Below are 12,580 nucleotides of genomic sequence, written 5' to 3'. Positions count from 1 at the left end.
GCATGGCGTCCGGCGGCGTCGGAAGCTAAGGCAAGTCATGGCATCGCTGCAGCGCATCCTGATCGTCGAGGACGAACCCCTGATCGCCATGATGCTCGAGGATTTCCTCGAGGCGTTGAACAAGACGCACGTCGCGACATGCGACAGCGTGATGGCGGCGCTTGCGGTAATCGACGCCGAAATTCCCGATGCGGCGATCCTGGACGTCAACCTGTCGGGTGGCGAGAAGAGCTGGCCGGTCGCCGATGCGTTGGCGGCGCGCAGCATCCCCTTCATTCTGTCGACCGGCGGTGGCGAAGACACCCCGGCCCATGCCGACCGCCCGCGGCTGGTGAAACCCTATACGATGGAGAACGTCGCCAAGGCGCTCGCCGAGCTCTGACGGCAACGCTGTCGATTCGCGTCGATCACGCGATCCGGTCGGGCACTTCCGCCGCGTCGGCGTCGAGCGAGGTTTGCGGGGCGACCGCTTCCCAGGGAAACACGAACCAGTCCTTGCGCTCGTCGCGGTCGATCACTTCGGCGCGATAGTCGACCTGTTCGCGCGACCGCTTGTTATCGAGCAGGGTCGCGAAGCGGACATGGTCGCGCGCGGCGCCAGCCGTGGCCAATGCGGCGCGGAGCTTGCCGATCGTCGCTCCCGAATCGTTGATATCGTCGACGAACAGCAGCCGCTCGCCGTCGCGCGTGCGCGCCGCCAGTTTGATCAGCGGCGCGTCGGAGAAGTCCTCGACGCGCGACGAATGGTCGACCGACAGCATCGGCAGTCCGGTCGCGTGACTGAGATAGACTGCCGGGGCCAGCCCGCCACGGCCGATCCCGATGATGAAACTGGGCAGCCAGCCGCTCTCGATGATTTCAGCGGCGAGCATCTTCACTTGCGCCTCGAACGTGTCATGCGGGATCGGGGTGAAGACCGGCATCAGCGTTGCTCCGCTACATAGGCGTCGAGCGCGGCGGTGTGGCGCGCCACCTCATCGTCCGTGAGGAAAGATCCCAGGAACGAATTGCGCGCGAGTGTCGCCAACGCGTCCTTGTCCAGCCCGCGCGCGGCCGCTGCCTGTCGGTAATTTTCCCCGATATAGCCGCCGAAATAAGCGGGATCGTCCGAATTGATCGTCGCGCGCAACCCGAGATCGAGCATCCGATCGATCGGGTGGTCCTGCATCGAGGTCACGTTGCACAATTTGACGTTCGATAGCGGGCAGACCGTCAGGGTCATCGCGGTTCGCGCCAGCCGCGCCGTCAGCACCGGATCCTCCAGGCTGCGATTGCCATGATCGAGCCGGTCGATCGAGAGCAGGTCGAGCGCCTGATAGACATAGTCAGGCGGCCCTTCCTCGCCGGCATGGGCAACCAGCCGCAACCCCTTTTCGCGCGCCGCCGCAAACACGCGCGCGAACTTTTCCGGCGGGTGGCCGACTTCGGACGAATCGAGGCCGATACCGGCGATGCAATCGAGCCAGGGCTCGGCCTGGGCAAGCGTTTCGAACGCTGCTTCCTCGCTCAAATGCCGTAGGAAGCAGAGGATCAGCTTCGACGTCAGGCCATGTTTGGCCTCCGCTTCCGCCATCCCGGCGAGCAGCCCTTCGATCACGGTTCCGAAGGGAATGCCGCGATCGGTATGCGTCTGGGGATCGAAGAAGATCTCGGCATGCACCACGCCGTCCGCCGCGGCGCGATCGAAATAGGCGAGGGCGAGATCGCGAAAATCCGCCTCGTTGCGGAGTACGCTCGCGCCCGCATAATAGATGTCGAGGAAATCCTGCAGGTTGGAAAAGCTGTAGGCTGCACGCACGTCCTCGACCGACTTGAACGGTATTTCGACCTGGTTGCGCTCGGCCAGCGCGAACATCAGCTCGGGTTCCAGGCTGCCCTCAATGTGAAGGTGGAGCTCGGCTTTGGGCAGGCCGGTGATAAAGGCGTCGAGATCGCTCCGCATGAGCAGAGCATGAAGCGGGGCAGGGTCCCGGGCAAGAAATATCGGGAAAGCGCCGTTTCGGTGCGAAAAAAGTTCATGTTCCACTATTGTTCCATGAGAACAAATACGATACATGCCTTCCAACATGATTGAACGCCGGGGCTAACCCGGCTAGCGCGGAGGCCTTCTCAATGGCAGCTTCTCTGAAAGTTATCGACGGCATGGCATCGCAAAATTCCGACCGGCAAAAGGCGCTCGACGCCGCTCTGGCCCAGATCGACCGTGCCTTCGGCAAGGGCTCGGCGATGCGGCTGGGATCCAAGGAGGCGATGCAGGTCGAGGCGATCTCGACCGGCAGCCTTGGCCTCGACATCGCGCTTGGCGTCGGCGGCCTGCCGCGCGGTCGCGTGATCGAGGTTTATGGTCCGGAAAGCTCTGGCAAGACGACCCTCGCTCTCCACGTCATCGCCGAAGCGCAGCGCGGCGGCGGAACGGCGGCATTCGTTGATGCCGAGCATGCGCTCGACCCGGTTTATGCCAAGAAATTGGGCGTCAATATCGACGAACTGATCGTCTCGCAGCCCGATACCGGTGAGCAGGCGCTCGAGATAACCGATACCCTGGTTCGCTCGAACGCGATCGACGTGCTGGTAGTCGATTCGGTCGCCGCCCTGGTGCCGCGCGCCGAAATCGAGGGTGAGATGGGCGACAGCCATGTCGGCCTCCAGGCCCGCCTGATGTCGCAGTCGCTCCGCAAGCTGACCGGATCGATCAGCCGCTCGCGCTGCATGGTGATCTTCATCAACCAGCTGCGCATGAAGATCGGCGTGATGTACGGCAATCCGGAGACGACGACGGGCGGCAACGCGCTCAAATTCTACGCCTCGGTTCGCCTCGACATCCGCCGCACGGGCCAGATCAAGGATCGCGACGATATCGTCGGCAACACCACTCGGGTGAAGGTCGTCAAGAACAAGGTCGCGCCGCCGTTCAAGCAGGTCGAATTCGACATCATGTACGGTGAGGGCATTTCCAAGATCGGCGAGATCCTCGATCTCGGCGTCAAGGCCGGGCTGGTCGAAAAATCGGGTGCCTGGTTCAGCTATGACTCGATCCGCATCGGGCAGGGCCGAGAGAACGCCAAGAATTATCTTAAGGACAATCCCGACGTCGCCGAACGGCTTGAGCGCGCCATCCGCAATCGTACCGCCGAGGTCGCCGAAGAGATGATGGTTGGCGGCTTGGACGACGGCGGCGACGACGAACTCTGAGATCTTTATTCGGGGCAGCGCGGACAATTTGCTGCGATGCAACCAATCCGCGCTTGTTTCGTTACCGACACAACCCCCAGCGGCGATCCCCCTCCGCCGCAACTCCCGGAAAGGCCCGCCCGCGTCGGCGGGCCTTTCATATTTCGGGGATCCGTTTGTCGATACTGTTGGGCTCCCGGTAGCGGAGGTGCATAGAACGGAGTGGATGATCCACCGCGGCACTATGCGGGATCGAAACGGGGAGGGCCGAATGACCTTGGCATATGATTGGGCAGGGCGTGTTGGCGATACCTGGGCGGACGAATGGCGCCGTACCGATTTGAGTTTTGCCAATTTATCGCCCCATCTCAATGCAGCGATCCTCAACGCCGCGCCGGAGACCGGCATTGCCGTCGATATCGGCTGCGGCGCGGGCGGCACGGCGATCGCGCTGGCGGCCGCTCGTCCCGCTCTAACGGTGCTGGGAATCGACCTTTCCAAAAATCTGGTCGAGGCCGCGCGAAAGAGAGGCGCCGCTTATCCCAACCTCCGCTTCGAGGTCGGTGACGCAAGCGAGCTAGGCGGCATCACCGCCGGCCTTCTATTCTCCCGGCATGGCGTCATGTTCTTCGACGATCCCGTCGCTGCCTTCTCCCGGCTTCGGCAGGCGGCAACGGCCGACGCGCACCTCGTCTTCTCCTGCTTTCGCGACGTGACGCTCAACCCATGGGTGATCGAGACCGGCGCCGCGGTGACCGGTGCGACGCCGCAAAAGCCCGGAACGTCACCAGGCCCGTTTGCCTTCGCCGACGCGGAGCATGTCCGGTCCATTTTGCAGGCGAGCGGCTGGACGGGCCAGGCACAGCCGGTCGATTATACCTATCGGGCTGGGGAGGGAGAGCATGCGCTCGACGAAGCGCTTGCCTTGTTCAGCCGGATCGGGCCCGCGGCAGCACGGCTTCGCGAGCTCGATGATGCGGCTCGGGAAGTCGGTCGCCAGCGGTTGCGCGACGTTCTGGCGGCGCGCCTCTCCAACGATGCGGTGGATTTTCCGGCCTCGGCATGGATATGGTCGTGTCGGCCCGCTTGATAATCTCATAGCCTGGTCTGGGGAGGAACACCGTGACGCTGATCGTCCATCACCTCAACAATTCGAGGTCGCAGCGCATCCTGTGGATGCTCGAAGAGCTCGGCCTGCCGTACGAGATCAAATATTATCAGCGCGACCCGAAGACCATGCTGGCGCCGCCGGCGCTGCGCAAGGTGCACCCGCTCGGCAAGTCGCCGGTGCTCGAGGATGACGGTCCGATAATCGTCGAGACTGGGGCGATCTGCGAATATCTGGTCGAAAAAGGTGACGGCCGGCTGGGGCCGCCCGCGCATCGCGACGACGTGCTGCGCTATCGCCAGTTCCTGCATTATGCCGAAGGCTCGCTGATGCCGCCCTTGCTGGTGCTGCTCGTGGTCAACCGCATTCCGCTGATGGGCAAGGCCGCGGCGAAGCGCATCCAGCCGATGATCGACGTCCATCTAGATTATGTCGAAGGCGAATTGGCGCAGCGTCCCTGGTTCGCCGGCGGAGAGATGACCGCCGCCGACATCATGATGAGCTTCCCGCTCGAAGCGGCGCGAAGCCGCGCGGGACTCGGGCCATCACGCCCGGCGACGATCGCCTGGCTGGACAAGATTCATGCCCGCCCGGCCTATCAGACCGCGCTCGAAAAGGGCGGCCCTTACGCCTACGCCTGACGGCTCAATGCTTGCCGCCCAGCCCGTGGCTGGGCGCGTGCGGCGGCTCGATCTCGGGCGGCGCTTCGGCATCGAGCGTTCCTTCCCAGCGCGCGACGACGCTCGCCGCGATCGCGTTGCCGACGACGTTGGTCGCCGATCGCCCCATGTCGAGGAAGTGATCGACCGCGAGCACCAATAGCAGTCCCGCCTCGGGCAGCTTGAACTGGCTCAAAGTCGCCGCGATCACCACCAGGCTCGCGCGCGGCACGCCGGCAATGCCTTTCGACGTGATCATCAAGGTCAGCAGCATCGCGATCTGGGTGCCCAGGTCGAGATGAATGCCATAGGCTTGGGCGATGAACAGGGAGGCGAAAGTCATGTACATCATCGAGCCATCGAGATTGAACGAATAGCCCAGCGGCAGCACGAAACTGGAAATGCGCGAGGGCACCCCGAACCGGTCGAGCGCTTCCAGCGTGCGCGGAAAGGCGGCTTCGGACGATGCCGCCGAGAAGGCGACCAATACCGGTTCCCGGATATAGCGGAACAGCGACAGCGAGCGGCGCCCGACGAACAGCCAGGCGAGCAGGCCCAGCATGAGCCAGAGCAACGCCAGGCCGATATAGACGCACAGCATGAAATAGCCGAGCTTGCCGATCACTTCGGGGCCGCGTTCGACCAGCGCGTTGGCGACAGCGGCGAACACCGCGACCGGCGCGAACCGCATCACATAGTCAGTGACCTGCAGCATGACCTTGGTCAGCGCTTCCGCCGCCGTCACCAGCGGCGCGGCACGCTCGCCCACGGCGGTGATGGCGACGCCGAAGAATACCGAGAAGATCACGATCTGAAGGATGTCGTTCTGCGCCATCGAATCGATGATCGAGGTCGGGAAGATGTGACCGATGATCTGGATCGCGTCGAACTTGCTCTTGTCGATATCGGCGGCGGCGTTGACCGCCGGCAGAGGCATGTTGAGGCCGACGCCTGGCTGCAGAATATGGACGAGGATCAGGCCCAGCGTGAGCGACAACAGACTGGCGCAGACGAACCAGCCGAGCGATTTTAACCCGACGCGACCGAGCGCTCCGGTATCGCCCATATGTGCGATCCCCACCACCAGGGTACCGAACACCAAAGGTGCGATGATCATCTTGATCAGCTTCAGGAAGATCGTGGTGATCAACCCCAGCCATTTGGCGATGGTCGCCAGCGTGGCGGCCTGGTCGGGCGTCGGATGACTGCCCCCAAAGGCGGCATTCGTGACCCAGCCAACGATCAGGCCCAGCACCAAGGCGATCAGAATGTAGGTCGTCAGGCGCTTGGCCAAAATCACTCTCCCCATTTTGGTGATGCAGGGAAAGGGGATTGCGACGCCGCGGTCAAGAACCCTATCGTGACGGTCATGCCCAATTCCCGCTTTTTGCCCGGCCGCCGCGCAATACTCGCCGCGGCTGCCGCCGCTCCCTTGCTCGCCTCCGGCGCGGCCCGTGCCGCCGAACCCGATCTGGCCGATTTGCACGACATGACCACCGGCGCGGTGCCGATCGGCGCCGACGAGCGCCGCCGCCGACTCGATCGCGCGCAGGCGCTGATGAAGCAGCACGGCATCGGCGCGGTATTGATCGAGCCGGGATCGTCCTTGCTCTATTTCACCGGCATTCGCTGGGGGCGCAGCGAGCGAGCCCTGCTTGCAGTGCTGCCGGTCGAGGGCGAGCCCTGCATCGTCTCGCCCTATTTCGAGGAGCCCCGGATGCGCGAGACGCTCGCCATCCCGGCGGAGGTGCGGGTGTGGCAGGAGGACGAAGACCCTCTGGCGGTCGTCGCCGGTTTCCTCAAGGACCGCAAGCTCGCGACACGACCCGTGGGGATCGAGGAGACCGTCCGCTTCTTCATTCCGGACATGCTCGCGCATGCCATGCCCGGCGCGAAGATCGTCTCGGCCAATCCGGTCGTGCGCGGCTGCCGCATGATCAAGACGCCGGCCGAACTCGCGCTGATGCAAGTCGCCACCGACGTGACGATCGCCGCCTATCGCTGGACCTATAAGCGCGTCGAGAAGGGCATGACGGGCCGCGACATCGGCGCGATCATGGACGCCGCCACGCGCAAGCTGGGCGGCAGCCCCGAGTTCAGCCTGGTGCTGATCGGCGAGGCGGCGGCTTACCCCCATGGCACGCAAGCCGTGCACAAGGTCGATGACGGCCAGATCGTGCTGATGGATTGCGGCTGCACCGTACAGGGCTATCAGTCCGACGTCTCCCGCACCTTCGTCTACGGCGCGGCCGGTAAGGAACAGCGCATGGTCTGGGACCAGGTCCATCGGGGCCAGCAGACCGCGTTTGCTGCGGCGCGGATCGGCATGCCGGCGGGCAGCGTCGATGAGGCGATCCGCAAACTCTATGAGAACTTCGGCTACGGCCCCGGCTACAAGCTCCCCGGCTGTTCGCACCGCACCGGACACGGCATCGGGCTCGACGGGCACGAACCGGTCAATCTGGTGCGCGGCGAAACGACCAGATTGGCGCCGGGGATGTGCTTTTCGAACGAGCCCGGCATCTACATCCCGGGCAAGTTCGGCGTGCGCCTGGAGGATTGCTTCCATATGACCGACGCCGGGCCGAAATGGTTCAGCGAGCCGCCTGTCTCGATCGACATGCCGTTTCGGTAATCACGCCGGCGGCCGCTACCTCTCAGGAGATCCCTCCCCCGCGCGCGGGAGAGGGCTTTCTCAACCGCAGGTGAACCTCTTCACCCGGTTGTTCTCGTCGACATTCACGTTGATGCGGCCGTTCAGATATTCCATCGTCACGATTTGGCCCGGTCGCAGCACCCGCGCGACCGATGCGCCCGATTGCCGCTTGGCACGGTCGATCAGCGACGGCGTGGCGATCCGCCCGATCATATTGTCCAGGCCCCTGGCCGAACATTGACCAGTGGGCGCGTCCGGCAGCGGCGCGACCGGCGCACAGGCAGCGACGGAAAACATCGTGAGGCCGAGGGTGACGATCAGGACCTTCGTCATTGCGCTTCCTCCGTCCGGGTCATGCGCAGCTTGCCGTTCTTGACCGCGAAGGCCATCCGTCCCTCGACCAGGTCAAGGGCGTCGCGACCGAATTGCTCGAAGCGCCAGCCCGTCAGAATCGACAGCCCGTCGCGCTGCCCCGCGGCGAGCGCCTCGAGATCCTCCGACCGCGCCAGCAGGCGCGACGCCACGTCGATATCGCGCGAACGGATCTTGAGCAGCAATTTGAGCAGATCGGCGACCAGCGCGCCGTCCTTGCCGAGTCCGGGCTTGCGGTCGTCGCGCGCCGGCATTTCGGCGTTGCTCATCGGCTTGGCGTCTTCAAGCGCGCTCATCAGGCGCGATCCGATATCGTTTCCGGCCCAGGTCGCCGACAGACCGCGCACGCGCGCCAGGTCTGCCTGTTTGCGCGGCGGGTGGCTGGCAATGTCGGCCAGCGTCTCATCCTTGACGATGCGGCCGCGCGGCAGGTTCTTGCCTCGCGCTTCCATCTCCCGCCACCGCGCCAATGCCTTCAACCTGCCGAGCACTTCGGGCTTGCGGCCGGCGATGCGCACGCGCTTCCAGGCGAGGTCGGGATCGTTGGCATAATTGGCCGGATCGGCCAGTCGCTCCATTTCCTGGTCGAGCCAGGCGCCGCGGCCAGTCTTGCGCAATTTGTCGAGCATCCGCGGGAAAATCTCCGCGAGGTGAGTCACGTCGGCGATCGCATACACGATCTGGCGCTCCTCGAGCGGGCGGCGCGCCCAGTCGGTGAAGCGCGCGCCCTTGTCGACCTGAATGCCAAGCCAGCTGTCGACCAGGTTCGAATAGCCGATCTGTTCGCCTTGCCCGAGCGCCATTGCCGCGACCTGCGTGTCGAACAGGGGATACGGGGTCTTGGCGGTGAGATTGTAGATGATCTCGATATCCTGCCCGCCGGCATGGAACACCTTCAGCACGTCCTCATTGTCGACCAACAGATCGAGCAGGGGCTTGAGGTCGATGCCCGGCGTCATCGGATCGATCGCGGCGGCCTCGTTGTTGTCGGCGATCTGGATCAGGCAAAGCTCCGGCCAGAACGTGCTTTCGCGCATGAACTCTGTGTCGACGCAGACGAAGTTCGATTGGGAGAGCCGCGCGCAGAGATTGGCGAGGGCGGCGTTGTCCTCGATCAGGCCATGGATATGCATCTTGACCCCATAGCGAGGCGCGCGCGCTTGACAAAGGCCTGTGTGAAGGGAATGCGCGCGGCTTTCCATCAACCGTCATCCCAGCGAAAGCTGGGATCTCGTGCCGCGAGCTATTCGCCAGTGGCCTGAGACCCCAGCTTTCACTGGGGCGACGAAGTCAGAGATTACGCCATGCACGCCTATCGTACGCACACCTGCGCCGCACTGACCGCCGCCAATGTCGGCGAGGACGTCCGCCTGTCGGGCTGGGTGCACCGCAAGCGCGACCATGGCGGCGTGCTGTTCGTCGACCTGCGCGACCATTACGGCATTACCCAGGTGGTCGCCGACAGCGATTCTCCGGCACTGCCGATCCTGGAAGGACTGCGAGCCGAGTCGGTCGTGACGATCGATGGCGTGGTCAAGGCGCGCGCCGAGGGCACCGCCAACCCGAACCTGGCAACCGGGGAGATCGAGGTGTTCGCGCGATCCGTGACCGTGCAGTCCGCGGCCGCCGAACTGCCTATGCCGGTCGCCGGCGAGGCCGATTATCCCGAGGACATCCGCCTGCGCTACCGCTTCCTCGACCTGCGCCGCGAGCGGCTGCACAACAATATCGTGCTGCGCTCGAACGTGATTTCGAGCCTGCGCAAGCGGATGATCGACCAGGGCTTCACCGAGTTCCAGACGCCGATCCTGACCGCATCGAGCCCTGAGGGCGCGCGCGACTATCTGGTCCCGAGCCGCGTCCATCCGGGCAAGTTCTACGCGCTTCCGCAGGCGCCGCAGATGTTCAAGCAGTTGCTGATGGTCGCCGGCTTCGACCGCTATTTCCAGATCGCGCCGTGCTTCCGCGACGAGGATGCGCGCGCCGACCGCTCGCCGGGCGAATTCTACCAGCTCGATTTCGAGATGAGCTATGTGACGCAGGACGACGTGTTCGCCGCGATCGAGCCGGTGCTGCACGGCGTTTTCGAGGAATTCGCCGATTGGCAGGGCAAGGGCCGTACCGTCAGCCCGTTGCCGTTCAAGCGCATTCCATACAAGGAATCGATGCTGAAATACGGCAACGACAAGCCCGACCTGCGCAACCCGCTGATCATCACCGACGTGTCGTCGCATTTCGTCGGCTCGGGCTTTGGCCGCTTCGCATCGATCGTCGAGGCGGGCGACGTGGTCCGCGCGATTCCGGCGCCGGCGACCGCCGAGAAGAGCCGCAAATTCTTCGACGACATGAACGCCTGGGCGCAGAGCGAGGGCTTTGCCGGCCTCGGCTACGCTACCCGCAAAAACGGCGAATGGGGCGGCCCGATCGCCAAGAACCATGGCGAGGACAAGATGTCCGCGCTCGCCGACAGCCTGGGCCTCGGCCCGGACGACGGCCTGTTCTTCGCCGCCGGCAAGGAAGCGCAGGCGGCCAAGCTCGCCGGCCTGGCGCGCACCCGCGTCGCCGAACAGCTCGAGCTGATCGACGACAAGCGCTTCGAGTTCTGCTGGATCGTCGATTTCCCGATGTTCGAATATGACGAGGACGCGAAGAAGGTCGATTTCAGCCACAACCCGTTCTCGATGCCGCAGGGCGAGCTCGAGGCGCTGGAGACCAAGGACCCGCTCGATATCCTGGCATTCCAGTACGACATCGTCTGCAACGGCGTGGAGCTGTCGTCGGGCGCGATCCGCAACCACCGGCCGGAGATCATGTACAAGGCGTTCGAGATCGCCGGCTACAGCCAGCAGGATGTCGACACCAATTTCGCCGGCATGATCAACGCCTTCAAGTTCGGCGCGCCGCCGCACGGGGGCTCGGCGCCGGGCGTCGATCGCATCGTCATGCTGCTCGCCGACGAGCCGAACATCCGTGAGGTCATCGTCTTCCCGATGACGCAGAAGGCCGAGGACCTGATGATGGGCGCGCCGAATTTCGCCACCGCGAAGCAGCTGCGCGAGCTCAACATCCGTCTGGTCGACCAGCCCAGCGCGACCAAGGCCGCGGCGGTCACCGAGGCGGTGGATCCGGCCGCCGGCTGATGGACGCACGACCCGCTAGCGCAACGCCGCTTCGGGTCGCGGCCGGGTTTCTGCTGATGTTCGTCGTCTATCAGGCGGCGGAGGGGCTTCAGACGGTCATTGCGCCGCGCAGCCCGCTGGGGCCGCTGCTGATGGTCGCTTCGCTGCTCCTGGCCTGGCCGATCGGTCGCTGGCTCGGCTGGCGAGGCTATGATGCCTATCTGCTCGACCTGCGTCCGCGGTGGCTAGCCTTGCTGGCCGGTGGCTTGGTGCTGGCGCTCGGTGCCAAGCTGGCCACCGTGGAGATCGGGCTGCGCAGCGGCGGATATGTGTTCGACGGAACTCCATCGACCGACCTGGCCGTCCCGCTGGCCATCGGATTGCTGACGACGTTCATCCCCTCGCTCGCCGAGGATATCCTGACGAGGGGATTCCCGTTGCGGACATGGGGCGTGCGCTGGTCGGGGCCTGCCTTCGTCGCGGCAAGCGCATTGCTCTATACGCTCAATCATCTCTGGCGGTTCGACTGGGGCTGGACCGAGCAGTTACGGTTGTTCTGCCTCGGGCTTGCCTATGCGGCGGCGGCGTGGCGCTGGCGCACGCTTTGGGCTGCCGTGGCGCTCCATTGGGGCTGGAATTTCGCGAGCATCGTCGCGGACCTGATCGAACCGGTAAGGCCGGCCGACATCGACCAGACGCGGCTGCTCGGCGCAGCGGCGCATCTTGTTTTGCTCGCGATCGTGCTGGCCGTACCCGTTCCCCGCGTGAGAGCAAGAGACCAGGCTGAATGACAACTCAGCGTTTCCAGCAGGCGCCTTACGCTCTGTCATTCGCATCCTAGAATGGCGTTCTGGCAGAATGCGGAGATCAGGCGATGAAGATCGCGATACTGGGAGCGACGGGCAGGGCAGGGTCGGAGATCGTCGCGGAACTCGCACGACGTGGCCATGACGTACTGGCGATCTCCCGAAAGCCTGGCCCGTCCGCTGGCCACGTCACGCCCTTGGCGCTCGATGCCCGCGATACTGCTGCCTTGACCACGGCTTTGCGAGGCCACGATGCGGTCGTCAGTGCGATGCGTTTCGCTGATACCGATGCGCCGGCGCTGACCGCTGCCGTCAGGGCGTCGGGCGTTCCGCGTTTCCTCGTCGTCGGTGGCGCGGCCAGTCTGAAAACAGGCGACGGCAAGCGCCTGTTCGACTCACCCCATTTTCCGGACGCGTATCGTGCCGAGGCGGGTGCGGGGATCGCATTCCTCGATGCGCTCACTGCCAGCGAGGGTCTCGATTGGACGTTCCTCTCGCCCGCAATGGTGTTCGACACCGGCCCGCGGACGGGAGCGTACCGCACCGGCAAGGATGATCTGTTGACCGACAAGGACGGTAACAGCTTCATCAGTTTCGCCGATTATGCCATCGCCATGGCGGACGAAATCGAGACGCCGCGACATCATCGCGAGCGCTTCACCATCGCTTCCTGAACGCCGCTCGACGTC

At 64.5% G+C, this 12,580-nt stretch carries 13 protein-coding genes; 8 read left to right on the top strand and 5 right to left on the bottom strand.

Translation table 11 applies throughout. The features are described from left to right. Positions 1-37: 37 nt before the first annotated feature. Positions 38-382 (top strand): response regulator, encoded by a 345-nt coding sequence (locus tag SPR01S_RS00485; protein WP_066583359.1) that lies wholly within the window; start codon positions 38-40, stop codon positions 380-382. Positions 383-407: 25 nt separating this feature from the next. On the opposite strand, the gene SPR01S_RS00480 is transcribed toward SPR01S_RS00485, so the two are convergent. Next, positions 408-923, bottom strand: a complete 516-nt coding sequence (locus tag SPR01S_RS00480) for a phosphoribosyltransferase (RefSeq protein ID WP_066583356.1) — start codon at positions 921-923, stop codon at positions 408-410. Then, positions 923-1,942, bottom strand: coding sequence for an adenosine deaminase (locus SPR01S_RS00475; protein WP_066583353.1), 1,020 nt, complete (start codon positions 1,940-1,942; stop codon positions 923-925). Before SPR01S_RS00475 ends, SPR01S_RS00480 begins: the two co-directional genes overlap by 1 nt. Positions 1,943-2,112: 170 nt before the next feature. On the opposite strand from SPR01S_RS00475, the gene recA reads away from it, so the two are divergent. The 3 genes from recA to SPR01S_RS00460 all read left to right on the top strand — a co-directional run bounded on the left by recA (position 2,113) and on the right by SPR01S_RS00460 (position 4,920). Then, positions 2,113-3,192 carry a recombinase RecA gene (gene recA, locus SPR01S_RS00470; RefSeq protein ID WP_066583350.1) on the top strand — a complete coding sequence of 360 codons (1,080 nt, stop codon included), beginning with the start codon at positions 2,113-2,115 and terminating at the stop codon, positions 3,190-3,192. A 250-nt stretch (positions 3,193-3,442) separates the two neighbouring features. After that, positions 3,443-4,261 carry a class I SAM-dependent methyltransferase gene (locus SPR01S_RS00465; RefSeq protein WP_066583341.1) on the top strand — a complete coding sequence of 273 codons (819 nt, stop codon included), beginning with the start codon at positions 3,443-3,445 and terminating at the stop codon, positions 4,259-4,261. Positions 4,262-4,293: 32 nt separating this feature from the next. Further along, on the top strand, positions 4,294-4,920 hold the full coding sequence (locus tag SPR01S_RS00460; RefSeq protein WP_066583340.1) for a glutathione S-transferase family protein: 627 nt from the start codon (positions 4,294-4,296) through the stop codon (positions 4,918-4,920). 4 nt (positions 4,921-4,924) lie between these two features. Here the strand turns inward: SPR01S_RS00460 and SPR01S_RS00455 are convergent, their stop codons facing one another. Then, complete coding sequence (locus SPR01S_RS00455; RefSeq protein WP_066583721.1) at positions 4,925-6,232, bottom strand: dicarboxylate/amino acid:cation symporter; 1,308 nt, start codon at positions 6,230-6,232, stop codon at positions 4,925-4,927. Positions 6,233-6,307: 75 nt separating this feature from the next. Here SPR01S_RS00455 and SPR01S_RS00450 point away from each other — a divergent pair, with 75 nt between their 5' ends. Then, a complete protein-coding gene (locus SPR01S_RS00450; RefSeq protein WP_066583339.1) occupies positions 6,308-7,573 on the top strand; it encodes a M24 family metallopeptidase in 1,266 nt (421 codons plus the stop codon). Positions 7,574-7,633: 60 nt separating this feature from the next. Here SPR01S_RS00450 and SPR01S_RS00445 read toward each other — a convergent pair whose 3' ends face one another. Both SPR01S_RS00445 and rnd read right to left on the bottom strand, forming a co-directional pair. Then, positions 7,634-7,927: an I78 family peptidase inhibitor gene (locus SPR01S_RS00445; RefSeq protein ID WP_066583338.1), complete on the bottom strand. Its 294-nt coding sequence runs from the start codon at positions 7,925-7,927 to the stop codon at positions 7,634-7,636. Further along, the gene (gene rnd, locus SPR01S_RS00440) at positions 7,924-9,099 is read right to left on the bottom strand and encodes a ribonuclease D (protein WP_066583329.1); all 1,176 of its coding nucleotides are present in this window, start codon (positions 9,097-9,099) and stop codon (positions 7,924-7,926) included. Before rnd ends, SPR01S_RS00445 begins: the two co-directional genes overlap by 4 nt. Positions 9,100-9,270: 171 nt before the next feature. On the opposite strand from rnd, the gene aspS reads away from it, so the two are divergent. From aspS to SPR01S_RS00425, 3 genes are all read left to right on the top strand, one after another. After that, complete coding sequence (gene aspS, locus SPR01S_RS00435) at positions 9,271-11,106, top strand: aspartate--tRNA ligase (RefSeq protein WP_066583321.1); 1,836 nt, start codon at positions 9,271-9,273, stop codon at positions 11,104-11,106. Further along, a complete protein-coding gene (locus SPR01S_RS00430) occupies positions 11,106-11,876 on the top strand; it encodes a CPBP family intramembrane glutamic endopeptidase (RefSeq protein WP_066583319.1) in 771 nt (256 codons plus the stop codon). The genes aspS and SPR01S_RS00430 overlap by 1 nt, the downstream gene beginning before the upstream one ends. Positions 11,877-11,959: 83 nt before the next feature. Beyond that, complete coding sequence (locus SPR01S_RS00425; RefSeq protein WP_066583318.1) at positions 11,960-12,565, top strand: NAD(P)-dependent oxidoreductase; 606 nt, start codon at positions 11,960-11,962, stop codon at positions 12,563-12,565. Positions 12,566-12,580 lie beyond the last annotated feature (15 nt).

The sequence above is a fragment of the Sphingomonas pruni NBRC 15498 genome (genome assembly GCF_001598455.1).
Classification (GTDB): Bacteria; Pseudomonadota; Alphaproteobacteria; order Sphingomonadales; family Sphingomonadaceae; genus Sphingomonas; species Sphingomonas pruni.
This window is presented reverse-complemented; position numbering and strand designations above follow the sequence as displayed.